The organism is Pseudomonas putida (assembly GCA_041071465.1).
GTDB lineage: Bacteria > Pseudomonadota > Gammaproteobacteria > Pseudomonadales > Pseudomonadaceae > Aquipseudomonas > Aquipseudomonas putida_P.
Genome location: CP163498.1, coordinates 691,337 through 713,697, shown reverse-complemented (window position 1 = coordinate 713,697; position 22,361 = coordinate 691,337). Strand labels below are relative to the sequence as shown.

Sequence of the window (22,361 nt, the reverse complement as noted above, 5' to 3'; positions counted from 1 at the left end):
GGTCACTCCTTGCCGGCAGGCTTCTGCAGCTGAATCAGGCGATCCTGTTCAGGCGCCGCTTCGTAGATCGAGCGGGAACTTTCGGCGCGCGACTTGCTGCGCTCGATGATCTTCATCGGAGAGTTGTTGGCGAGCTGCTGCCGCATGTCGAGCTCGGTCTTGAGGTTGGTGATGAGTTGCTGAAGCGTGTCGACCTGGCCGAGTGTGGCCTCAACGGCGAGCTTGTTCGCATTCACGTTGGGTTCCTTGCTGCCTGTAATCAGCATGCGCTGCAGCAGCAGACCTTTCTCCAGGACATCAGCCAAGGCGACCTCGGATGCCAGGCGGGAGGCCAACACCGCCTGATCCCGCTCGTCACGAAGGGCAGTAACTACGCCGCGGGTAATGGGGAGGGAGTCACTGCTTGCTTCACGCAGCTTCTCGGAGGTGATCTGGGTCCCGGGCTTCAAGAGCTCCTGCAGGGCCGCGAGCTTCTTGTCGTATGTTTCCTGGATCAGCGGGGTCAAGCCCACACCCGGAGTCGATGTAGTCGTGCATCCTTCACAGGTCTGTAGCTGCTGTTCACCCAGGACCCGGTTTGCGAACTGGGCGGCTTCGGCCGGAGACTCCCAACTGCCGCATACCAGTCCATTGGAGCAGCTGGACTGCGGGATGCTCGAGGTGTCCTGAGCTGCGCGATTGTTGAGGAGGTTGTAGCCTGCTTTGGCAACATCCCCAACCACTTTGATGGGCTGCTGCCCATTGCCACCGGCCTGTTTACCGCCGACCCAAGTCACGCCGTTCGATCCTGGTGCTTGCTCGACCTTGTCGACCACTGCCACGGCATCGTTGCTCGATGCCAGGGCTTGCCCCATCTTCTGACCTTCGGCAACCTTGCCCCACCCCATCTGGCCGCCGGCAATGTCGGCCATCCGTTCGGCCATCGCCCTGCAGGTTCCCTTCGATCGGTCGTAGTCGAGGCGCGCCTGCAGGATCCCGTTGGTCAGCAGGTTGTAGAGGGCGGGATTTGCCCGCTGCAGGATCAGTGCCGGCAACGACGTGACAGCGCCGGTCGCGTTCTGGATGACGCTGCCCATGATCTGTTGGAAGCCCTGTGTTGCGCCGTTCAGCTGGTTCTGCAGGGTGTTGCTGAGGTCCATGTTTCCGCAGACCAGGTTGTTCTGCCAGCCGGCGCCGACGGTGATGCTTTCCATCTGGCCAGCGCTGCCCATCTGGACAGCGCTGCCGCCGCCGATACTGTAGAGCACGTCGTCCCCGATCACGCTGCCCTGGGACTCCACCTTGATTGGGTCGGCGGCCTCAGCCATACACCAGGTACTGCCCATGCCAGTAGCGAGAATGATGGCGATGGTAAATTTGTTCATATAGCTCTCCAGGTCTTATCTCATTGGAAGTCAGTGCTTCCCAGGAAGGTCTGGCCTTTGCGCTGGCAGCATGAATAGGGCCGCCACAGGGCCCAGGCATAGGCTTCGTCGACTGCATCGGCATTCGGGCCAGGGGAGGGGAACACGGCGCAGGTAGGGCTGATGGTTGGCGTCAGCTCCTGCCACTTGCCTGTGCTGGCATCACCTTCTTTCAGTTCCCCGGCAGGCCAGTAGCCAGGCTCCGGCAGGGAGCGCATAGGCAGGTATACGTGGGGTTGTCCTACCCGCGTCGTGATGTCACCGGCACGCTGGGCGATGACTGCACCGGCCTTGAAGTCGTCGACCTGGTGGATGAACCCGCTCCGTGGGTAGACGCTCCCCCACATGTCGGCCGAGAGAAGTCCACCGACCTCCCGCATGCCGGGGATCAGGGCCTCTGGATAGACGGATTCGGGAACCCCGTACCGCCATGCGAGGGTGTCCAGGGTGCTGAGCATGTAGGGCACGTAGGGGGTCGTCGCGCCGTGGCAGGAATAGCCAAAAGAGCTTACAAATCGGCTGAATACCGCAGCTCCAGGGTGGCCGATGACGTCAGCCTCCTTGAACTTGGTGATGTTGTTCTCGGCGTTGTGGTTGGTAGTCCCATCATTACCGGCTTGCGCCGTCGCATTCGGCGCCCCCATGGGGCTTACCTCTGTCCACGGATTCCCCCCTGTGTTGGCATAGGCGGATACCACTGCGTCCGGAATGTAGTGCCGGACTTTGGTTGAGGTTTTGACCGTGCAGCCAACGGGTGTGCAGAGCAGCCAGTAGCAGATGCCGACTACTTTGTATTCCAAGCAGGTAGGCGAGGTGGTGGAGGCGAGAATCGCCGCTGAGCTGATGGCCGCGTAGGCTGAGAAAGGTAGCGCCGAGGTTAGAAGCCCAGCCAAGGTGAGTCGCGAGATTCGTCTCATCATCGTCCCCTTGCCTGGTTGATTGCCTGAATGGCAGCAGCCACGTCGGGTTGGCCGTAGATCACAAACCGGCGATCGACAACGACTGCCGGCACCTTCGAGACCCCAACACTCCAGGCATCGGCATTGCCCTGCTGAGCGGCAGCTAGCTGTTGCATAAGGGCAGCTCCGGCCGGCGTGCCCATTAGTTGCCTAGCGGCGAGCGCGGCTTGGTGCGGGTTGGGTGGTAGCTTCCTGGACAACTGCTCCTCGATGCGCTGTTGATCATCGAGCTTGATGACACGCACATCTGCCGGTACGGAGGTGAGTGGGTGCGCCGCGTCTGTGATGGCCCAGGTCTCGGCATGCGCGGTACCGGTGGCCAGCGCGGCGACGAACAACGGGATCACTCGCGATGAAGGCGGGGGATATTGAACATGAGGCTGCACCTGAAGTGGGGACGGGTACAGGAAAACGGATCGGCCCGCCAGGCGCAGTAGGAAATAGATATCTGACGGTACTTGGATTTCTCGGTGAATCCCCACACGGGCGTAAGCGAGGCGTTTTCGGTCTGGCAGACTCGTTGAGGTGACTCCATACTGCCCGGATCAGCACTTACACTGGAACGGACATGCGCAAAAGAGGACAAGTATTCTGGGAGTGGGCGGATCCCGATCTGCACTTCAGGAACTTCGATGAGCGGATGGCCGACGGCTCCCTCATTAACATTCAGGTGCGGGTCTCTCGCGAGCACCTGACTCAGCTATTTCTCGGTATCTATGCTCTGGATGGAAAGCTTTTGCTCGAAGAGGGCCATATGGACTGCAAAGGGCAGACTATGACGGCTGCGATGACCTGGGCCCTTAAACGCGCTCATTCTTGGATTGAGAGCGATAAACTCGCCAACCGATAAGCGGTTGATGGCGCTCAGGTGGCACTGGAGTATTTTCTATACCGGTTTGACGCAAGGAGGCAGGCTGGTGAAGGACGCCATACCCACCAACCAAGAAGTGGCGGCCATTCTTGGGATTGATGAGGCATCGGTTGAGAAGTTTCGGCAGGAGACCCATCGCCTGCAGGATGGCGCGTGGCTGGTGCAGTTTGCCTATTGGATGCCTCAGGAACTGCGTCAGGGTCTCACCGGTAGTTTCACGCTGACCATCACACTTCCTCCAGATCCTCATGATCGTCGAGAGCGTGAGTGAGTTGTGGGTATCCGGTCGCTGATGCCCAAGTCACTGCGGCGGATGATCGGTTTCGAAGTATTACTGCCTCCATGACATCCCGCTGCAGTTCACAAATATCGTTGTTGAGTTGCGTCACGGAGGCCGACAAGCCGACGGCATCGTGTGAGTCGGATAGCTGCTGATAGAGCTTTTCAAGTTGAACACTCAAAAAGCTGTGTCTACTGGCGAAACCTTGTAGTTCCATCATCCCGTTCACCTCCACAATCACACCGACAGAGACTGGGCGAAGGGAAGTCCGTTCCCCTCGGATCTCAGGTCGTTACAAGAATGTGAACTAGTCGAACCATTCCTCGTCACCTGGATCAAGTTCTTCCAGGTTCATATCGAGCTGCAGCTCGATCACGGTCCCGGGCGCTGGGGCATACCAGTCGACTATTACGAACCGACCTTTGCCTGTGGTCGCGTCATAGTCCATGAGCACGCAGTCGTCGTTCCACTCCTGGAGAGCCCAGCTCAGCTCATCGTGTGAGGGGAATTCTTCCCCGGTCGACTCAAGCTGAAACCATCCATGGCCAGAGCCTGCGCTTGGGAAGAACCTGCTTGGTAGATTGCTTTCTTCGTCATTATTGTCGATGCGGGAGACCGTGATCTTGATCATTACCCTGGCTACTCCTTGCTCGCAGTGGCCTGGGCTGCGAGGTCATCCACGACCGACAGCAGTGTGGCGCTATCCACGGGACCTTCCAGGCGCATGCTGTGCCCCGTCAAACTGTCGGTGACCTCGATCGTAGGGGTAGCGGCAATGCCCCGGCCCTTGGCCACAGCCAATTGCTGTTCAATGGCTGCTCGGATATCCAGTCTTGTCCTCGCGCAAGTGGAAAGACCTTCTGCAGAGATGCCAGGTACCTCCAACTCATCAGCGAGCCCCTGGCCATTGCCACGTGTGCGCAGCAGGACCTGGTCGATCGCTTCCCAGAACGCCGAAGCCCCGCCCAATGAACCCGCGCATTGAACGAGCCTTGCCTCTGATACTGCTGCAGGGCCATGACTATCGAGAGGGAAGTGATGCCAAGCGAGCTTCACGTTCTCTTGCTCGCTCACCCATCGCTTCAGTTGTGGCGTGTATGCCCTGCAGTATGGGCATTCCAGATCGGCGTACTCCGTGATCACCCAGCGGGCACTGGACGGACCGAAATACCAGGTCTCATCGGCGGGGCGTGCGCTGTTGTTCTTTGCCAGCAGCCAGCCAGCGCCGAGGCCAGTGATCGCGATGATGCCGACCACGATGAGTTTGAGCCTGTTCTTACGCATGCTCATCCCCCCGAGCATGAGGGGGGACCTCAGGCTGGCCGAGCTTCTGCAGGGCGGCCTGTAGATCGTGAATGGCTCCGTCAGGCTGAGGGTGCTCCTTCAGCCACTCATCCAACACGGACTGAACCAGCGGAATGATGTCGCGACGATCGAGGGCGTTATTTTTGATCTGTTGCAGCTCGTCAATGAGCACTGGTGCGCAAACCGACAATGACTGGAGTGTGTCGTGCCCGGGCTCTTTGAGCAGCTGGGTCAGGCTATCAATGATGTTCTGGGTCAGGGTATTCATGACTCTCATGCCACGCGCTCCACGGCCTTCTTTGATTCGGGTAAGGTGATGGGATAGGGAGTGATACCGCGTTTGTGGTCCAGGTCCGCGGCCACCTGCAGTGCTGCGTGTAGCTCATCGCAGCCGAGCGCCTGCATGGTTTCGTAACGCTGCCGCTTTTCTTCTGGCTCGGTCATGGCCAGAGCAAGGCACAGGCTGGGTGGCACCACACGGAACAGCATCTCGATCCGCTTGGCCAGGACGATGCCCTCGGTGAACTTGCCGTTTTCCTTTCGTGCCGAGAGCATCATCGTCTTCTGCGCCGGCGTGAGCTCACGAAAACGCGCGATTTTCTCCACCTCGTCAGGCGGCATGTTCAAGCAGATCCACCACTCGATCATGTTCAGCAGGGCGGATGCTTCTGGAGGGATGTCGTCAACGTTCTGGGTTGCCATCCAGTACCAGGCACCTAGTTTTCGCCACATCTTGGTGATCTTCACCGAATACGGGGAGAGCAGTGGCACCTTCAATGGGATGTGGCCTTCGTCGGTGAAGGCAATGAGTGGTCGGCCTTTGAACTGGTCCCGCTCTGCGATGTTGTTGATGGTGTTCAGCAGGGAGATGTAGGCGATGGCCATCTGGGCTTGATAGCCCTCACGAGCGTAGGTGGCCAAGTCGACGATTGTGATGTCAGCTTCCGGCCAGGCGGTACCAGGACGGTTGAACATCTCAGCCTCGGTGCCCATGGTGAACATCCCCATGGCCTCGGCCATCTCCATGAACCGGTTGCGCCGGCTTTCAGGGAGCTTGTCGTCGCTGGCCATCGCCTGCAGCGCTGCGCTGATGTCTTCAGTCAACACCGGACGGTTTTTACTTACGCACAGCTCGGCGGCGTTGATGATGCACTGCCGGATGGCACTGCGGTCGGCCCGAGTGAGTCGCGCATCCTCCTTCGATTCGCCGCCAGTGATCATCAGGCGGGCTGTGATCTCCAGCTCGCCCAGGATGTCCCTCTGTTCGTCCTCCATCCCCGCCAGTGCGTCGGTCAGGTGCTGGTCCGATGCATCCACGTCCGAGGCATCCAAGACCTTGACCTGGTCCTTGTTTTTTACGAGCTGCACGGCGTCGACGAACGGGGCGAGGCTCACGCCGCTACCCGGAGCGAGCCGTACCCGGTTGACGGTCAGGCCAAGCCGCTTGGCGAAATCGCCCAGCAGGCCGAAGCTGTTGCCGGCCTCGATGATGAAGAGTCGAGGGCGGTAGAGCGCAATGGCCTGCATGATCAGGTAGTTGGCTGTGGCAGATTTACCCGCGCCGGTGGGGCCGAACAAGAACAAGTGCGCGTTCATTTGTCGGTCGAGCTTGTTCAGCGGATCGAAGGTCAGCGCTGCCCCCCCTCGATTGGAAAGGGTGAAGCCCGGGTTACCTGTGCCAGTGGAGCGCCCCCAGACTGGAGCCAGATTGGCGATGTGCTGGGTGAACATAAGCTGGGTGTACCAATCCAAGGCGCGGTTTTCATTCGGGTCGAAGTTGCATGGCAACCAGCGCAGGTAGCTGTTTAGAGGAGCTACCTCGTCCTGTGACTGGACTGGTTGCATGCCGGCGCCGAGGAGCACGTTGCACAAGCTAGTCGTGCGCTCCTCGAGCACGGCTTTATTCTGACCACGGAGGAAAAACGCGACACTTCCCCGGTAGAGCTTGTGCTTTCGTCCGAGAAGGGACCGCGCCGTTTCAACGTCATCCCGGGTGTGACTGGACGCCTGGGTATCCCCGATAGCCTTCCTGGATAGCTGTTCGAGATGCCCTTCCAGCAGATCCTGCGGGGTCGGCACCATGGTGATGCACAACACGGTATCCTCCGGCAGCCGGTCGAACAGCGAGTTCAATGAGTCGGCCTGCTTGGTCTCACCGGTCAGATGCCCAGTGAGGGGGGCATTTTTCAGGCGATCCAGCATCACAACCCGGTGCGGCATGCCGTCGAACGACCAGAGACCGCTGTCGATATCCGAGCGCGGTTCTCTGTAGAACAAGTTCTCCGAGAAGTCGGTGCCGCTCGCCACCGGCAGCTCACCCTCTTGCAACTCGCGGGCTGGCTGGCACACCTCTTCGTAGAAACGTCGGATATCGCGCTCAGTCGACCCCAGGTGATCTGGGTGTGGATTGAACCAGCCTACGAGCCAACGCTTGATCGCATGGCCATCCATGCGTTTGGTTGTCACGCCGGCGTTGGCCAGGGATCCTTTAAGACGGTCGCAGATCGCTTTGAGGTAGGCGGCAGGCTCCTGGCCGCGCACCACGACGTCCTGTTTCTTTACTCGGCGATACACCACCAGGCGGACTTTCCGTGTCTGACCACGCCACGGGAGGTTGCTGACTGCCGTGTCGACGAACAATCCACCTGGCTTGGAGATAGACTCGAGGTGGTGGCGGAACAGCGCGAGGTAGAGCTTGGTGAAATCCGTGTTCTCAGCCCGGGGCTGGACGTAGGCCTGGAGTTTTTGCAGGTAGTCGGTCCAGTCCGTTTCGTCCTGGGCATAAAGCTGCACTACCCAGTGAGAGCTCTCGAGTTCGTCGAAACTGTCCTGCAGGACACCTTGCAACGCATCGCGAGCTTGTTGAAGCCAGTCGTCGGAGCGTCCCTCGGTCCCGATCGGGATCAACTCGAAAAACGCCGCCCTGGAAATGCCATCCTCGAGGAGCATGGCCTCTTCCTCGGGCAGGTATTCTGCCCATGGCAGCATGTCCACGAACGACGGGTTGACCTCGTATATCCTCGCCACGTCAGTTTTTGTCGCCGGCCGACGTTTAGGGTTTTGCCAGTCGATGGGTGAAGGGATGCCCATGGACTCCAGGCGAGCTATGTACCGGTCATTCGCAGCCTGGCGGTCTTCTTCGTTGATGACAGTACTGGCTGTTGCGGGATAGTCGTCGACAAGGTCGGTATCGGTTGTCGGCTGGCCGAGCACGGGCTCGATAGGCGTTGCAGGGCCTTTGCCCAGCAATTTGCTTATGAACTGCATCAGTACTCCTCCGTCCGCTCGCCTGGCATGGCGTACTGCACGCGTTGATACATCGGGAACACCGTGGTGTACCCCGGGACTGGGACTGGATCCGTACCAGCCAGGTGTGGGAACACGTACATCACCAGATCAGGGTTCGGGAGGCGCTTGAACTGGCTGTAAATTTCGTTCTGGGGCGTGCGGTTGAAGGCGTCAGCACTTGCCTGTTGGCGGGCCACCTGAGCCTCATCGAGCGGTCGGCGCAGCTCTTGGCGCGCATCCAGCAACATTCTGCTGTTGGAACTGCCAGAGCTCCCGCCAGACGTGCCGTGTTGCCACACGTCCATCATGTTGGCTTCCCCGTGGGGGAGCAGCTCGTCTTTGTCAGTCGTGCATCCGCCTAGAATGAGGGCGAGCACGAGCCAGGCGCCGGCCTGCAGGCGGGGCTTAGTCAAGGTTTGCGGATACATGGTTGGCTCCGGCGTTGTAATCGACCTTGCGGCCTTTGATCTCGTAGTCGATGGCGAGCTGCTGGTCCAAGTGGACGGCGACCTTCGCCCCGGGCTGTACGTACACGGCGGCGAAAGCTTCGCCGTAGAGCTTGTTCATCCAGGAGCGGATGTCGCTGACCCCACCGGTCAGAATCGCGCCCATGGCGGAGTTCCCCGAGGAGCCCGTGGTCCCGAATGAAGTTCCTCCGCTGCTGAAGGTAGTGGAGCTATTTTGCTCATCAGCCTTCAACAGTTTGGCGATGCCGGCGCCCGCGGCCGTCACCAGGGACTGGTTGGTCAAGTACTCCTTGGCGTTGGATCGGCGCTCGCCGGAGATGCAAGGAATGCCGTAGGAGTCGCTGATCCAGCCGAGTCCGCCCTGGATCGCTGGCTGCCCGTTACCGTTGCTGCTGTTCTGGTTGTTGTTCTGGCTGCCGTTGGCCTCTTCTGCCGGGGCAGGGAACGATCGGACCGTGCCATCTGCGAAGACGAACGTCAGGCTCCGGACTTGCCCGCGCACGCAGGACAATGTCCAGTCGCCTGATGCGGTACCGCTGGCAACAGCACCGACGACGTCAGGTATCTCGATGCCGTTTGCGGTGAGGTTGTCCGGACCGATCAGGACCTTGAAAGGGAAGGGATCATTGACTGTTCCATCGATCGGTACGCGGCCAATGAGCGCCGACATGGCCACCGACCCCATCAAGGTCGAGTTCTGGGGCAAGGTATAGGCTTTGCGTACTTGCTTGCGGGCATCCTGGGGAGACAAATCAGCGCCGACGTTCTGGGCCGTCGCGCTGAGAACTGTTTGGCCTTTGTCCAGGGTGCTCCCAAAGCTGGTGGGAAAATTGAAGCTACTGGCCGTCTGGGCGGAGCCGGGCTGAAGGGGTTTACCGCTAGCGTCCAAGGCAGTGGCATCGGTGGGTTCAACCCATACGAGTCCATTGGACTTCGTCCCTTTGTCGAAACCCGCGCCGTCACCTGGCATCACTCCGAGCCCAATGGGGAGGTCCTGCCCAGCGGCATTTGGGTTCTGCGATAGGTTATCCAACTGACGCTGGAACTGGTCCAACAGGCCCACGCTTTGGTTCTTCACCTGCTCCTGCAGCTCGCCCTTCGCATCATTCAGCTTGTTGTCGACATTCTGATCTATGCGCGAAAGCCGGAGCTGGAGCTCTGCATTCTGGTCCTTCAGTTCCTTGTTGTCGGTCAGCACCTTCGCGATCTGGTCTTTCACCTCCCGACTTTCAGCGACCACCGTGCGGAGGGTGTCGGCCGGAGTATCACCGTCCACCCCTAGCTTGCGTGCGGTGTCGCCTCCGATGATGATCGGTTTATCTTCAGGAGCCTTCGGCTCCTCTTTTTACTCCCCCCTTGAACACGATGATGAGCGCGCCGATCAGCACGGGGATGAGCAGGTACTTGAGGAGTGGATTACTTTTCAGACTGCCCACGGCGCCCTCCTGCTTTCGGATCAATTTGGCTGACCGAAGACGGCAGCAGGGCCTCTTTCAGCCCCTTTCCTTGTGTGACCAGGTAAAGCGTGGTGGTATCGCTGGCATTTCCACGAGCTCCGAGGTACGGGTGCTGGAATGTCGCCGTGGAGAAGTTGCCCATCAGCTCTGTTGCATTCATCGTCAACTGCTGGGCACTCAGGTTTCTGAGTTTGACTGCCGTGACATAGCTGTTGTCGAGGCGCCAAGCCCCCAGCACCGATGCTTCCACCGGTAATACCGGCAACAAGGTGCTGAGGTCCAGGGCTCGATCAACACGCACCTGGCTGATGCCGGCGACAGGCTCAACGGTCCGGAGTGGGGCGTACAGCATTTGCGCCGCATAGCGGGTCAGGGCCACCGGCGCAGGTGTCTCATGTCGCGGTGCCGGCGGAACATCCTCCTCCTCCTCCTCCGACGTCGCGGATCGCTTCGTCGGAGCTCGCGTCGAGGTGGTATCGCCGTAGTAGGTAGAAGGGGCCGCGCCGGCGACGATCTTCGCGGGTTCGAGCTTGGCTTGGCCCTCTGCCGCTGGTGTCGCGGCAATATCCACCAGCATGATCTCGCCAGTGGCCACATTCTGCAGTTGCAGCCTGGTCGGTGGAATTTCTTGGCTGGCCAGCAGGTAGACGGCGCCGCCAGTGCTCTGGACCCGCAGTTGGCCAACAAGCTGCGGAGGCATGCCTACCCGCACGTTCTGGTCGACGAACACAATGCGCTCTTGACCGACAATTAGCGGGATTGCCATGGGGATACGGTCCCACAGCAGCAGCTCTACCGCTTTCACATTGGCAACTGCAGAGAGGCCCAGAACAAGGAGGCACGCGCGCAGATTCATGGTTTCACCCCGGCTGCTTGCAGATCAACCTCGATGCGCTGCGGGTTGGACGCATAGCAGTTCCACATCAACCCGAACGGATTTTTCTCTGGATTGACGTCGGCCCGGACGATGGACAGTGGATAACGCGTCATTGCACGCTTGACCCGCTCGCCGTTCACCGACTCGTCAGCGAGTAGATCCAGATTGACTGTCCAATCGTTGATTCCGATTTCTTCCACGCGTAGCACGCCAGGGTCGGTCAACCCGTGGCCCGGGATTTCTGAGACATTCCGTTCACGGCGGCGCAGCTCACCGGCGTTACGGCGCATCTCGTAGTCTTTCTGCAGGTACTCCTTGCAGCCAGGGGTCACGTAGGACGCCAGACGCTCGATGTTGTCTTGGTAGTCGTCGTCCCCGTTCTTCTCCCAGCGCTGCATCTGCTGGAAGATAGAACCCGAAGGCATACACGTTTTCTGGTGGCACCTCCCACCATTTGCGAGTACTGCCGGAGCGGAGGTCCGGCGGCACATGCACGGTCAGGTCTTCGGGGGCTTTGTGCCAGCCGTAAAACGCGAACAGGCTGACTGCGCCCAGCACAATTACCGCGATTCGCAAGCTGAGAATGTGTGCTTGCTGAGCATCCACTCGTTTTCGAAAACTCATGAAGATTCCTACTTTCCTGTACGACGGCATGTCCACGCTCCCTTCCGGATGACCAACTGGGGGCCACCGAGGAAGGGGAGGTGTTGAGCCTTGTAGAACTGGAGCTGGCGGTAAAACCATGTATCCGGGCGGCCGCGTTTCATCTTCCGGAGGATCCGGCTTGCCACGGTCAAGCCCAGAGCTCCACCTACAAGAGCGCAAGCGATGAAGAGAGCTGGGTTGCCGAACAAGAACGACACGGGGATGCCCAGAATCACGCCGGCCCCTCCACAAGCACCGACCGTTCCCCACATTTCATCCGCAGTGAGACCTCCCATGACGATGGGCTGCCTATTAAGGTTGTGGGGAAGGAAATCGAGCGTTCCATCCTTCAGGTAAGTGGTCTCAGCCATATCGCATCACCAGTTAGAGGACGCCAGTAGCTTTGGTGACCATGAAGATGCCGACGCCGATCAGGCAGATCCCGACCACAGCGGTGAGCCCCAGGTCTCGCCACTTTTTCTTGCCCTCATGGATATCGTGGTAAACGCCGTAGGCATGGGAGGCGACCCCCACCATCATGGCTCCGAGCAGGAAGAGACCGATCAGCATGAAACCGTCGTAACCGTAGTTCTGGATGGTTTGCAGCCAGCTGGTTCCCTCGCCGCGTGTTGGGGCTTGTGCTCCTGGTAATGCGGCAGCGGCAATGATTGGGTGCAGGCCCATAATCAATGCGGCGGCGCCGGTGAGTGACTTGGTGATGGTGCGGATAGACATCGGTTAGCTCCTTGGCTAGCTGAGAACGAGTGTGGCGAGGATCAGCAGCAGGACGATGACCTTGACGGTCGACGCGGCTGCAATGTTTCTGTCGATGTTCTGAGTCGCCCAGCCCCGGTAGATGCTGTACAGCGCCCAGGCACCCCACAGGGTCGACAGTGCGATGACGGTGCCTACGAACAGCACGGTGCTGGCCTGGGGGGTGACCCCGCTTGCAGCGTTGAAAGCTGCGACTTGAGTGCCGCTCATGCTCATGGCATCCGCCCGCCGGTGAGGGTGTATTTCCCAGCCAGCTCTGCCGGATCTCGCGGCTGTGCGCGACTTGGGGTCAGGTATTCTTGCAGGCCCTGGCGAACGCGCTGGATGTCGCCAGCCAGACGTTCATAGTCGAAGTAGTAGCGCTGGCCAGGTTCGCTGGCGATCGTGGCGCTGCGCCGCGCCGAGTCCTCCAGCGCGTTCAGCTGCCGGATCATCACCTCGATGTTGGCCTGTTCTGATGCACCGGCCGCCTGAGCGCTCGGTATTAGTGAAAAGCCGCCGCTGACGCTGATCAGCGCGCCAAGCAGGATTCGGCGAGGAGATACAAGGAGGAGGGATGGCTTGTTCACGGCTGGGCTCTGGGGCAACTGACTGTGGGCGTCAGAATGCCGAGACCAGGTGGAGGGGCGCCTCAAGAAATACTTATCTGAGGTCCGTAGAATTTTTTCTCTAAGCCGGTCACGCTTTGGTGAAGTGGATTGATCCACTTTGGTAGGGCGATTGAACGGCCCAGACCGATTACAATGAGCCGAAGTTAAGCCAAGGAGTAGGCATACGGGAAAAACTGATCTGTGGGGGAGTCTTATGCCGCGGAAAACCACCAACTCGCCGGTGTTTGAAGCTTGGGTATCGGACTTTCTGGGTGCCCGTTTCCGAGATGAAGGTTGCTACGACAAAGCGGTTTTGGCCGCCGAGATGCTTCAGCACCGACGAGAGGTGAGCTCAGTGGAGCTGGTCGAGATGGTCAGGAGGGCCAACGCCATGTTGGCCCTCCTTCCAGGGCATGATCATGAAGCCTAAAGCGCCTGATTGGTCAGGCTACTGACTCGCGCTTGAAAAAGAGCAGATATCCGACCGGCATTGGGAACCCGTAGGACCAGGCCTGGGCATTTTGATTGCCCACTTTGATCTCGCCCCGGCACACTGGCTGGGTGCTGACGAGTTCCCAGCCTTGGGCTCCGAGCTCGAGCATCTTCTTCTGCAGTTGCTCCTCTTCTGCCAAAAGAGACGCAACATCGGGCTCAAGCGTCTGTTCTGTGCTCTTAAATATCCAAGCGCCGCTAGTCGCGTTTTTGAATGGAATAGCGACATAGTCAGCGCGGTGTTCGAATTTCTTGCTCATAGTGACTCCTTTATTTAATCAGCCGCGCGCTTGACGCGCTCCTGGGGCGAGAGCGTCCACGTAGCGTTCCATGATGGACAGCACCAGACTGTTGATGGCGAGGATCTTCATCGCCCGGGTGACGGCAACGTACAGGAGGTTCAACTCATCATCTCGTCGACCTGGATCGATGTCAGGTGAGAGCGGGTCCGACGTGAAGTCGTCGAAGAGCCCGACGAAGTCCCACTCCAGGCCTTTCGACTTGTGGGCAGAGGTGAGGGTGATAGTTGCATCCAGCTCTTGGTCCACGGTGCATGAGCGCAGGGCCAAGATTCGCTGAGGCAGATCCGGATACATGTTGATGATCTTGATGGACCGGATCATCTCGCTGTCCTGGCTAACCTCGGCGATTTCCACGTACTGGCCATAGTCTCGGTAGTCACGGAGCAGCTTTTTGTTCTGGACCAGATCGCGCTGTTGGCGACTGAAATAGAACAGATCCTCGAGGTCGCGTACTGAATAGCTGTCAATGCCGCCAACCCAGTAGATTTTGGGCTTCTCGGTGACCAGGCACAGTGCGTTTTCAATCACCCCGATAACGGTCCGATGAATGTATGTCCTGTGCGGCAGCCCGGCCGGCAACGCCTTCTTCACCAATGTCTTCTCGCCCAGTCCCTGCAGCTTCCTGGTTTCTCCCTTGTAGGACAGGATGATGTTGGCGACATGGGCGACTGCAGGCCCAAATCTGAAGCTCTGGGTCAGGTAGTGCTTCTCCGCCCCGGCCATCCAGCTGGCATTTAGAGCGTCTTCCGCCCCTCGAAAGCGATAGATCTGCTGATGACGATCACCCACGGCCACCTTGCGAATACGCTGAATGCGCACAATGTCAGCGATGACGGGGTTTACGTCCTGTCCCTCATCGAGCAGGACACAGTCGAAGCGCTGGCTCAGGTCGGGTTTGCTCAACTGGTACAGCTTCAGGTATCCGTCATGCGTGATCTGCACCGCTGTGTCCTGCAGGTCAGTCATGCGCTTCCAGATGCTCATCGCTGCTACCAGCGCCTGGTTCAGGTAGCGCTCCTGGGCGGAGGTAAGCATCGGGCGGTCACGGAACCGTGGAAAGTGGCAGCGCTCGATCAGGTCGTCGGCGCTGGCCATATAGTTGTTGAGGGTGGTTAGCACGTCCCTGACCAGCTCCCAGTCCTGCGTATCAAGCGCTCGGGCGATATCGGTCAGTCGCAAGTTGTTGGTCTGCTTATGGCTGAACTGTGTGCCATAGACGGCGTAGGCCAGGCCGTGCGCAGTTTTGTTCACCACGTTGCGCGGAAATCGGCCACGCGCGGCGATCTCGACCGACTTGTTGTAACAGAGATAGAGAATCCGCAGACGGGTGTGGTGTTGCGCGTAGCCCACCAGCGTTGTGGTCTTGCCACTGCCAGCGCCGGCCTGGATAAGGAGTTTCGGGGCTTCCGACTGGATGATTGGCGACTGCTCGTGTGTCCATTGCATCGTTCTCTTCCTCACAAATACTTCTTGAAGCTCGCGGCCGTAATGCTCACGGACACCCCGAGTAAGGCAGCGCAGGGGAGTAGTACCAGCAGTGGGCTGATGCTGATCGGGAGCGCCAAGTAGAAAGTCCAGGGGAAAATGGCCAACGGCAACATCGTTGCCCGGGCCTTGTGGTACAGGTAGCTGGACTCTCGGCCGGCACCAAATTTACGGAGGTCTCGCCGCACCAGCCCGTCGACCAGGCCTGTGAGTGCAGCCATGGCAAAAAGCGGTACCGTCATCAGCAGCACGACCAGGCGGACGCAAAACACCAGGACGGTAAAGAGGGCAGCCAGGGCATAGTTCTGTACCGTTGTGACGCTCTGCGCGGCCCAATAGCGCATGTCCAGCTCGTTACGGGGACCGGCTTGAGCGATCGACTCCATGCTCTGGACCCAGCTAAGCATCCCGGTCTTCACGACCAGCCAGTCGTAAGCTTCAGTGACCAGCCAGGTCGCGGTGCGCCCGGGTTCTTGGACGACAGCGCTATGGACCAGCCCCTTGGACAACCAGCCGACCTCGCTGACCAGCATTTGCTGACCGTGCCGCCACCCGGCCTCTGGCCAGAAGAAGTACAGGCATACCCAGTCGACCACGATGGCGAGGAACAGCGAGCTGAACATTACGCCGATGAAGGTAATCGGGAACCAGAAGATCTTGCTGAACAGCGATTCCTGTCGCTCTTGCTGCTGTTCGGCCTTCTTTGATACGTCATCTGCCATTGGCTACACCTCAAGCTGCATCATCGGTGGCCACCTGGCGGAAATCTTCAACCAGGTCTTCGGGCAAAGCTGATTTCAGCTCTTGATAGCCAGGGGCTTCCCACCAATCGTTCGAGGACGCTGCCGATCGCCGCATGCCGGCGGCCAGCTCCTGCAGGTTGCCGGGCATGACCTCATCTGGGTCGTTCGCGGGGAGCGGCATGCGGATTTTCCACAGATTCCCACCTTCGATGAGCGCGAAGGCCTGTCCCTTCGGCAGTCCCACCACGTGGGCCGGCTCAATCATCGGCACACTCGCCAGCTGCACCTGGTCGTGCGAGCTTGAGGTGAACGCGGTTTTGCCGTTGACCGAGTCGTTCGCGCTGCTCGCCGGCGTGCTGTTGTAGATCTGCACTTTTGGTAGCTGGTTGGTCAGCAGCTCAGCGGTCGCGGTTTCTCGAACACGCAACATGAATAGGTTGTTGAAGTTACCGATCACCTGGCCGGCTTTCGCCTTCGAGCCGATCTTCGCTTCGATGTCACTCATCGTCTGGGTGTAGGCGGTGACCTGGATGCCGGCACCACCGGCCTTATTCACCATCGGGATGAATTCGTCCCCGATGAGCTCGTTGAACTCGTCAGCGTGGAGGTTGATGCGTACCTTGCCCCCAGCCATATGCCCCGGCAGGCCGTCGTCGATGCCGTGCTTGTAAATGTGGCCTGCAACAGAGACCAAGTCACTGAACATCGAGTTGCCCACGGCCGCACTGACTTCGGTGTCGGATAGTGCATCGAGGCCAACATATACCACGGCGCGTTTTCGGATCACTTGCATCCAGTCGAAGATGGGACGCTCATCGGCGAGGTCCAGGTAGTCGGGGGCAAGCAGTTCAGCGATACGCCCAGTGGTGAGCTTTTCCAGGAGTGGCAGCAACGATGCGACGATCTTGTCGAAATAGGTCTTGTCGTAGCGGACAGCGCTGCGCAGGCCATCCATAACCGAATCGTTGATGCGCTTCTGGGTCAGGTACATGTCGATGGCCACCACGCGCAGCGGGCGGTCTTTCATGGCGAAAGACAGGTTCTTGCGATCGATCTTGCCTTCAAGCTCGACAATGGTTTGCCAGGCCTTCGGATCATGTTCAGCGAAGTACTTCTGTGCGTACTCAATGAACAGCTCGTCGATATTGATGACGTGCCGGCGGATCTGCTCGTAGTCAGGGCGACGGCCGAGCGCGACAAGCGACTGGGCGATGATATTGACGAACCGCCAAGCGAACTCCCGAAATGCTGCAGAGTTACCCTCGCCGGAGAGCTGACCAGCGATGCGAGTGGCCACCTCGCTGATTCGGCCGAAGCGGCCGATGGCGTTGTAGCGAGCGGAGATATCCGGCCATCCCAGATGAAACACGTAGAACTCGTCGAGGCGCCCGGCGCGCTTGCACTCGACGTACATGCGCTTGAGCAGGTCGGCATCGCCCTTCGGATCGAAAACGATCACGACCTCGTGGTCGGCCTGTTCCTCTACTCGCCGGCGCCGGCTCCATCGATGGGAGGTTTGGCTCCGTCGCCCCATGCGGACTCGCGGCCCGCGGCGATGCGTTCGGCGAATGTCCTGGGTGATGAACACTTCCGCCAGGCGAGTCTTGCCTACCCGTGTGGTGCCCAGGACCAGTGTGTGGCCCACGCGCTCACCCAGAGGGAGACTGACATTCTGCTCATCTGGTTCGATCCCGTGCAATCTGGGCAGGCCACCCACTGGTGGGAGAGGCCGAGCGGGGTTCCAGTTGGAATCCCAACCAGTGAGTTTTGTGATCAGTTTCAGTGGGAAGGGGGCGAACTCTAGGCGTTCCTCCAGCCAGCGCGCCCGTTCATAAAGGTTCGTCGGTTCGACGTATGCCGCGAACTGAGGGAGGTAGGTGTCGGCCAGGCGCTGTGTGTGCTTCTGAGTCCACCGGAACCCGCGTCCGATGAACAGGCGCTCGTTGCTGATCGGCATTTCAGCGCTGGTCATGGTGTAGTGGGGAAGTCGCCTGAGGTTCGCCTGATACCTTAGGACCCTCCGCGCCTGCAGCAGCCGAATGGTGCCCAGGTAGATAAAACCCAGCGCGGCGACAATTCCAAATAGTGGGGTCAGCGCAAAAGCCCAGGGCGCGCAAATGCAAAGCGAAGCTGCCACATAGCAGACCGCAGTAGTGAAAAGCTCTACCGGCGGCCGGAGCAGAGATTCAAGGGTGTATGTCGCCATCTCAGGTCCTCGCGGTGTATGTCATGGCGTCGACTTCCGCACGCGCTTGCTCAACCTGGTCCGGTGTCAGCCGTTCGGCCAGGCGCTGGGCGAATGCGTGTTCGTTGAGCTCGGAGATTCCTGTCAAGCGAGCACCGTACAGCTCGCTCACATGGCGAACCTGCTCAATCATTTGCTCCCGGCCGGGCCGGTGTAGGGGATGGCTGATGATCAGTGTGAACACTGGCGATAGTCGTGTTGGGCGCATCCCGGTTCTCACTGCTGAAGGGTTGTAGCTGTGATCAGCACCGGGTAGTGCTGCAGCCCCAGGCGACCAGCAATATCGCTGGCAGGTACAGGCATCACCTGCAACCCAGGTGCCCAGCGGCGGATCTCTTGCAGTCGTGCAGCGTTGCTGACATTCACAGCAAGGCCTACTGCCTGCAGGCCTTGAAGTGCCGACAGCTTCTGCTTGAGCCAGGCCTGCGACGTTGGATCATCCCCAACGATGAACATCGGCTGCAGACCTGCTGCGTTGATCACTCGTCCATGTACTGGGCCGGGGCTCAGTTCTGGAGTCGACACCGGAAATGCCCCGCCCGCCCGGACGCCAGTCACAACTGGGGTGGTGTGCGTAGGCTCGGGATCAATGTCTTGGTAGTAGGACAGTGCGGATGAGCCGCCACGGTCCTCCACCACGGTGAGCACCGCTTGCTGATCAGCATTGCAGGGCAGAGCCAGGCTGCTCACGATCGCGAGGGCCAGGGCCTGCACGGCGTGTGATCGCCGGGCGTGGGGATATGTCATGGGGTCACTACCTCGAATTTGATGCCGGTGACCCGGCTAAGATGTTTCGTGAAATAGCTACGGTACTTCGCGGCCGGCGCCCCCCCGGCAGGGCGGTGATACCGCCCCGCAGCATCGATCCAGGTTCCACCCTTAGCCTTTTGTTCAGCCAGGATCTGAGCGGTCACCGCCAGGTTCTTGTATGGATCCAGGCCTTCGCAGGGATAGCGGTAGCGATGCCCGTTGAAGCGAATATTTGTTTGTCCCAGCCCCACGTCGACTCGAGCGGGTCCAGCCTTAACAATCGCTATCATCAGAGCTTGGCAAGCGTCTGCTCGTGTGGCGAAGCGGTAGCCGGTTCCGGCAACATTCAACGTCCAGGGCCACGGCACAAGCTGCCCGCGCAATCGCGTCCCGCTTTCCTGCAGTGCCACCGAATAGAGCACAACGGGCGGGACCCCGTGTCTGATGCCGATCGCCTTGTAAGCTGCTGGCGGATCTTCTACACCCCATGCGTTGCCGGCGAGCAGAACCACCGACAGAACGTAGAGCCGCCACCCGCTCACTGACGACGCCATGATCCATTCACCTGTGTTACGGCGGCTGGCAGCGAGCCACCGAGCCCGAGGCGAACCCAGCGGCCCTGGTCATGATTCAGTGTGATCAGACGGCTTTTAACGCTGGACGGGTCAATACCCGCGAGAATTGCCCAGCGGCGGATCCTTTCATCGTCTTGCTGGCTGCCGACGAAATACAGATCAAACGGCGTCTGTGACGCCTGCAGCCGTTTGACCTGGTTGATACAGGGTAGGCAGTCGTCTTTGACGAAGAGTGCCATGCGCCCGTTGCCCTCCAGAGCTGGGCCGCTCCCGGATCCGGCCTGGCCCGAAGGGGTGGTCGAAATCTCAATGGCTTTGATGCCTGGGAACATGCGCTGGTACGCCTCGTCGTAGGCTCGCTGGTAGGCGAGCTCCCGATCGACTCGTTGGCGCTCTGCTTGGACCTGCAGCTCGGCGAACCGGCGTCGTTCGCTCTCTGATCGGGCCTCGATTCCCAGCGCGGTGAGAGGGTCAAGCCCTGGCGAATACACCCCCCGGGGTCCCTGCATTACCTCTTGATATCGTTCGTACTCCTTGGGGGTCAGTCCCCACTCCTGCGCGGCTCTATCATCGAGCTTGTTCTGGGACAGGGTGCTTTCGCTGGTGAGCTGTTGAACACTGGAGGCGGCCCCTCCAGCGGCGGAAGGAAGCGGCGCGGCCTCAATGCCAATTGCGGTAAACGCGCAGGCGCAGGCGATGGCTCGAACGATCGGTAGATTCATGGTGCTTTACTCATGGCTGGATGCTCAGGGTTCGGGTTGTTCCGCCGGCGTCGAAGGTTGCGGTCCGTTCATCTACAGCCCTGAGGCGCCAGTTGCTGCCGCTGACCACTTCGCCAGGCCGAATCAGGTAGATCTGGCTCAGCCGCGTGCTACCAGTGGGGGCAACAGACAGGAAACGCTCTCCGCCTCGGTATTCGAGGCCGACCATCTGAAAGGGCGGAGGATCTTGCGGGATTGGTGGGGCTTTAACCGGTGCGGGCTTCGCCTTCGGTTTGGAGGAGGTTTTGGGGGCTGGTGCAGTCGCCTGAGCCTGAGGCTTGCTCATTTTCTGCAGTTTGCCGTCGAGCGACTCAAGGTCGGCTTTCAGTACTAGGAGATCGCCCGCAGTCGCGGAAGAGCGAGTGGCTTCAGCTGCAGCCTCGTGGGCCTGCGATGCTGTGGCCTGCACAGCATCGATCCGGCTCGAGAGCGCTTGCTGGCTTATACGGAAGTCTTCCATCGTGACCAGGGGTTTGCCTGACACATTGTCGAGCCGATCGTCGATCGCGCTCACCCTGTTCTGGAGTGCATCGATCGAGACTTTTTCTGCTGCTCCATTCACGGCGCGAGACAGAGTCGACAGCTGGTACTGCTGGAACGCGATGATGGCGCCCAGGATGAGCAGGCCCATAGCAAGGGGCAGGTGTTTTCGGATCGGCAGTTTCATGGGTGTCCTCTCGAAGCCGAGTACACCCTCGCGCAACCATGATCCTGATTCAGCAGAAAATACTTAGCCCGCCGGCGTGGAATTTCTCGATCGATGTCGAAGGGCAAACCCTCTGTTGGCGAGCGCCGGGACTGAAAAGCCCCTCGTACAGTCCAGCGCCCTCTGCCGCCCTCGTGCGCTCACAATGAGCATCATGGAATACGCCGATCCTTCAAAGTCCTGGCAGCCGCGGGTTCCATCTGCTCAGTTTATGATGGCTGGATCTAAAGCGTGGGGTTCATTGATACATTTATTATTGCAGGGAAGTGCAGTGGGCGGTCGATGTTTATCGAGTTGCCATCGGTGTGGGTTTCTACACCTTGCGAGTACATATTTTTTATCAGGGCTTGTGTGCCGTTATCCAGTGATTCCCACCAGCTTGGTGAAATGTAGAAGTTCTCTATTAGTAACACCATAAAGGCCGCCAGGCTGTCGGCTGTTAGTTTCTTGTCCAAGAATTGTCTTATCAGTTTGTTGCAGGTCAAAGAGTGTTCTGAAAGCCAGGATAAAACAATGAAGCCTTTGCCGTCACTAGCGAATGAATTAATGGTCATGTAGTCCGGCATGTCGCCAGGAATGCTTGTTATCTTCTGGGCTTCATATCCATCAAAGTCGAATGTCGGGCCAACTATAGCACTTCCCATTATCGGTGGTGGGGATTCAAGTGTGAATACGGCGTAGTTTAAGTCGCTGTAGTCGCCCGTGACTAACATAGTGTCTAGCTTTGATTTTATGTGTTTTAGGTCGCTTGTTGTTAAGGAGTTATTATTCCCGAGTAAGGCTGATGCATTCTGGATTACGACCTGTTCAGCCAGGCTCTTTCCCCTGTCTAGGATCCTCATGAAATCAAAGGTTTTTGAGGCGTACTCTTTGCTGAAGATCTCTCTGGAAATGCCTCTGTACATAATCAGGAAGCAGTGTGATGGTACAGGCTTGAACGGTTGGTCTTCGATTGTTGAGAATAATTTTTTATCATGGCTGGCACAGAAGCCTGTAAAAGTCGAGGCGCTATTTATACCCACCTCGCTCAATTTTATTTTTGGCGGGATATTAACTTTTAGTTCTATCGATATTTTTAATACGTGCCCGTTTCTAGCTATCGCCTTCAGAGATGAGCTTTTTGAGACGGTGTGGGCATTTATTATCCCGCCTGAGCACTCGTGCTGCAATGATTGCGGTACGCTACATTTTTTATTTTTCTTGAAAGAGCCAAGGGTTTGCAAGACAGTGTGTGCTGCTACAGGTGGTTGGCGATCAATGTCTAGGTGGCAGTGTTTAAACTTCTTCCCAGATTTGCACCAGCAACGTTCATTTCGCCCTGGAAGTTTCATGGAATTCCTTATTGATCTAGTATGCCGTGTTGGTGATGAATTTTTTGAGAGCATA

At 58.8% G+C, this 22,361-nt stretch carries 26 protein-coding genes and 1 pseudogene; 2 read left to right on the top strand and 25 right to left on the bottom strand.

The genetic code is table 11. The annotated features are described in order from the left end of the window. Window positions 1-2: 2 nt before the first annotated feature. Genes AB5975_03290 through AB5975_03280 form a run of 3 tightly spaced genes read right to left on the bottom strand, consistent with a single transcriptional unit; the run spans window position 3 to window position 2,700 of the window. A complete protein-coding gene (locus AB5975_03290; GenBank protein XDR22910.1) occupies window positions 3-1,325 on the bottom strand; it encodes an integrating conjugative element protein in 1,323 nt (440 codons plus the stop codon). 59 nt (window positions 1,326-1,384) lie between these two features. Continuing rightward, on the bottom strand, window positions 1,385-2,320 hold the full coding sequence (locus AB5975_03285; protein XDR20971.1) for a TIGR03756 family integrating conjugative element protein: 936 nt from the start codon (window positions 2,318-2,320) through the stop codon (window positions 1,385-1,387). Next, complete coding sequence (locus AB5975_03280; GenBank protein XDR20970.1) at window positions 2,320-2,700, bottom strand: TIGR03757 family integrating conjugative element protein; 381 nt, start codon at window positions 2,698-2,700, stop codon at window positions 2,320-2,322. The genes AB5975_03285 and AB5975_03280 overlap by 1 nt, the downstream gene beginning before the upstream one ends. Before the next feature lie 230 nt (window positions 2,701-2,930). Here AB5975_03280 and AB5975_03275 point away from each other — a divergent pair, with 230 nt between their 5' ends. Together AB5975_03275 and AB5975_03270 are read left to right on the top strand one after the other, a co-directional pair. Then, window positions 2,931-3,212, top strand: coding sequence for a hypothetical protein (locus AB5975_03275; protein XDR20969.1), 282 nt, complete (start codon window positions 2,931-2,933; stop codon window positions 3,210-3,212). Window positions 3,213-3,279: 67 nt separating this feature from the next. Continuing rightward, a complete protein-coding gene (locus AB5975_03270) occupies window positions 3,280-3,504 on the top strand; it encodes a hypothetical protein (protein ID XDR20968.1) in 225 nt (74 codons plus the stop codon). A 316-nt stretch (window positions 3,505-3,820) separates the two neighbouring features. On the opposite strand, the gene AB5975_03265 is transcribed toward AB5975_03270, so the two are convergent. The 22 genes and pseudogenes from AB5975_03265 to AB5975_03160 form a co-directional block, all read right to left on the bottom strand. Beyond that, the gene (locus AB5975_03265) at window positions 3,821-4,144 is read right to left on the bottom strand and encodes a hypothetical protein (protein XDR20967.1); all 324 of its coding nucleotides are present in this window, start codon (window positions 4,142-4,144) and stop codon (window positions 3,821-3,823) included. Between the two features lie 8 nt (window positions 4,145-4,152). Next, window positions 4,153-4,797, bottom strand: coding sequence for a DsbA family protein (locus tag AB5975_03260; protein ID XDR20966.1), 645 nt, complete (start codon window positions 4,795-4,797; stop codon window positions 4,153-4,155). Continuing rightward, window positions 4,790-5,095, bottom strand: coding sequence for a hypothetical protein (locus tag AB5975_03255; GenBank protein XDR20965.1), 306 nt, complete (start codon window positions 5,093-5,095; stop codon window positions 4,790-4,792). Before AB5975_03255 ends, AB5975_03260 begins: the two co-directional genes overlap by 8 nt. Next, window positions 5,092-7,908: a conjugative transfer ATPase gene (locus AB5975_03250; protein XDR22909.1), complete on the bottom strand. Its 2,817-nt coding sequence runs from the start codon at window positions 7,906-7,908 to the stop codon at window positions 5,092-5,094. The genes AB5975_03255 and AB5975_03250 overlap by 4 nt, the downstream gene beginning before the upstream one ends. Before the next feature lie 176 nt (window positions 7,909-8,084). After that, entirely contained in the window at window positions 8,085-8,534 is a 450-nt protein-coding gene (locus tag AB5975_03245) for a TIGR03751 family conjugal transfer lipoprotein (protein ID XDR20964.1), read from the bottom strand. Continuing rightward, a complete protein-coding gene (locus AB5975_03240; protein XDR20963.1) occupies window positions 8,512-9,849 on the bottom strand; it encodes a TIGR03752 family integrating conjugative element protein in 1,338 nt (445 codons plus the stop codon). The genes AB5975_03245 and AB5975_03240 overlap by 23 nt, the downstream gene beginning before the upstream one ends. A gap of 140 nt (window positions 9,850-9,989) precedes the next feature. Then, window positions 9,990-10,886, bottom strand: coding sequence for a TIGR03749 family integrating conjugative element protein (locus tag AB5975_03235; GenBank protein ID XDR20962.1), 897 nt, complete (start codon window positions 10,884-10,886; stop codon window positions 9,990-9,992). Beyond that, a pseudogene (locus AB5975_03230) lies at window positions 10,883-11,531 on the bottom strand (PFL_4703 family integrating conjugative element protein). The gene AB5975_03235 and the pseudogene AB5975_03230 overlap by 4 nt, the downstream one beginning before the upstream one ends. Before the next feature lie 8 nt (window positions 11,532-11,539). Continuing rightward, the gene (locus tag AB5975_03225; protein ID XDR20961.1) at window positions 11,540-11,923 is read right to left on the bottom strand and encodes a TIGR03750 family conjugal transfer protein; all 384 of its coding nucleotides are present in this window, start codon (window positions 11,921-11,923) and stop codon (window positions 11,540-11,542) included. 13 nt (window positions 11,924-11,936) lie between these two features. After that, on the bottom strand, window positions 11,937-12,236 hold the full coding sequence (locus AB5975_03220; protein XDR22908.1) for a TIGR03745 family integrating conjugative element membrane protein: 300 nt from the start codon (window positions 12,234-12,236) through the stop codon (window positions 11,937-11,939). Between the two features lie 66 nt (window positions 12,237-12,302). Further along, the gene (locus tag AB5975_03215) at window positions 12,303-12,542 is read right to left on the bottom strand and encodes a TIGR03758 family integrating conjugative element protein (GenBank protein ID XDR20960.1); all 240 of its coding nucleotides are present in this window, start codon (window positions 12,540-12,542) and stop codon (window positions 12,303-12,305) included. Continuing rightward, window positions 12,539-12,856 (bottom strand): RAQPRD family integrative conjugative element protein, encoded by a 318-nt coding sequence (locus AB5975_03210; GenBank protein ID XDR22907.1) that lies wholly within the window; start codon window positions 12,854-12,856, stop codon window positions 12,539-12,541. Before AB5975_03210 ends, AB5975_03215 begins: the two co-directional genes overlap by 4 nt. A gap of 503 nt (window positions 12,857-13,359) precedes the next feature. After that, window positions 13,360-13,668: a hypothetical protein gene (locus AB5975_03205; GenBank protein XDR20959.1), complete on the bottom strand. Its 309-nt coding sequence runs from the start codon at window positions 13,666-13,668 to the stop codon at window positions 13,360-13,362. Between the two features lie 18 nt (window positions 13,669-13,686). After that, window positions 13,687-15,156: a UvrD-helicase domain-containing protein gene (locus tag AB5975_03200; GenBank protein ID XDR20958.1), complete on the bottom strand. Its 1,470-nt coding sequence runs from the start codon at window positions 15,154-15,156 to the stop codon at window positions 13,687-13,689. Window positions 15,157-15,167: 11 nt separating this feature from the next. After that, entirely contained in the window at window positions 15,168-15,917 is a 750-nt protein-coding gene (locus tag AB5975_03195) for a TIGR03747 family integrating conjugative element membrane protein (GenBank protein ID XDR20957.1), read from the bottom strand. A gap of 10 nt (window positions 15,918-15,927) precedes the next feature. Then, complete coding sequence (traD, locus tag AB5975_03190; protein XDR20956.1) at window positions 15,928-18,144, bottom strand: type IV conjugative transfer system coupling protein TraD; 2,217 nt, start codon at window positions 18,142-18,144, stop codon at window positions 15,928-15,930. Between the two features lies 1 nt (window position 18,145). Beyond that, window positions 18,146-18,316 carry a hypothetical protein gene (locus AB5975_03185; GenBank protein ID XDR20955.1) on the bottom strand — a complete coding sequence of 57 codons (171 nt, stop codon included), beginning with the start codon at window positions 18,314-18,316 and terminating at the stop codon, window positions 18,146-18,148. Between the two features lie 83 nt (window positions 18,317-18,399). Further along, window positions 18,400-18,930 carry an integrating conjugative element protein gene (locus AB5975_03180; GenBank protein ID XDR20954.1) on the bottom strand — a complete coding sequence of 177 codons (531 nt, stop codon included), beginning with the start codon at window positions 18,928-18,930 and terminating at the stop codon, window positions 18,400-18,402. Further along, complete coding sequence (locus tag AB5975_03175; protein ID XDR20953.1) at window positions 18,927-19,487, bottom strand: lytic transglycosylase domain-containing protein; 561 nt, start codon at window positions 19,485-19,487, stop codon at window positions 18,927-18,929. Before AB5975_03175 ends, AB5975_03180 begins: the two co-directional genes overlap by 4 nt. After that, complete coding sequence (locus AB5975_03170; protein ID XDR20952.1) at window positions 19,472-20,230, bottom strand: TIGR03759 family integrating conjugative element protein; 759 nt, start codon at window positions 20,228-20,230, stop codon at window positions 19,472-19,474. Before AB5975_03170 ends, AB5975_03175 begins: the two co-directional genes overlap by 16 nt. A 10-nt stretch (window positions 20,231-20,240) precedes the next feature. After that, window positions 20,241-20,936, bottom strand: coding sequence for a methyl-accepting chemotaxis protein (locus AB5975_03165; protein ID XDR20951.1), 696 nt, complete (start codon window positions 20,934-20,936; stop codon window positions 20,241-20,243). A gap of 263 nt (window positions 20,937-21,199) precedes the next feature. Beyond that, window positions 21,200-22,306 carry an SEC-C domain-containing protein gene (locus AB5975_03160; protein XDR20950.1) on the bottom strand — a complete coding sequence of 369 codons (1,107 nt, stop codon included), beginning with the start codon at window positions 22,304-22,306 and terminating at the stop codon, window positions 21,200-21,202. Window positions 22,307-22,361 lie beyond the last annotated feature (55 nt).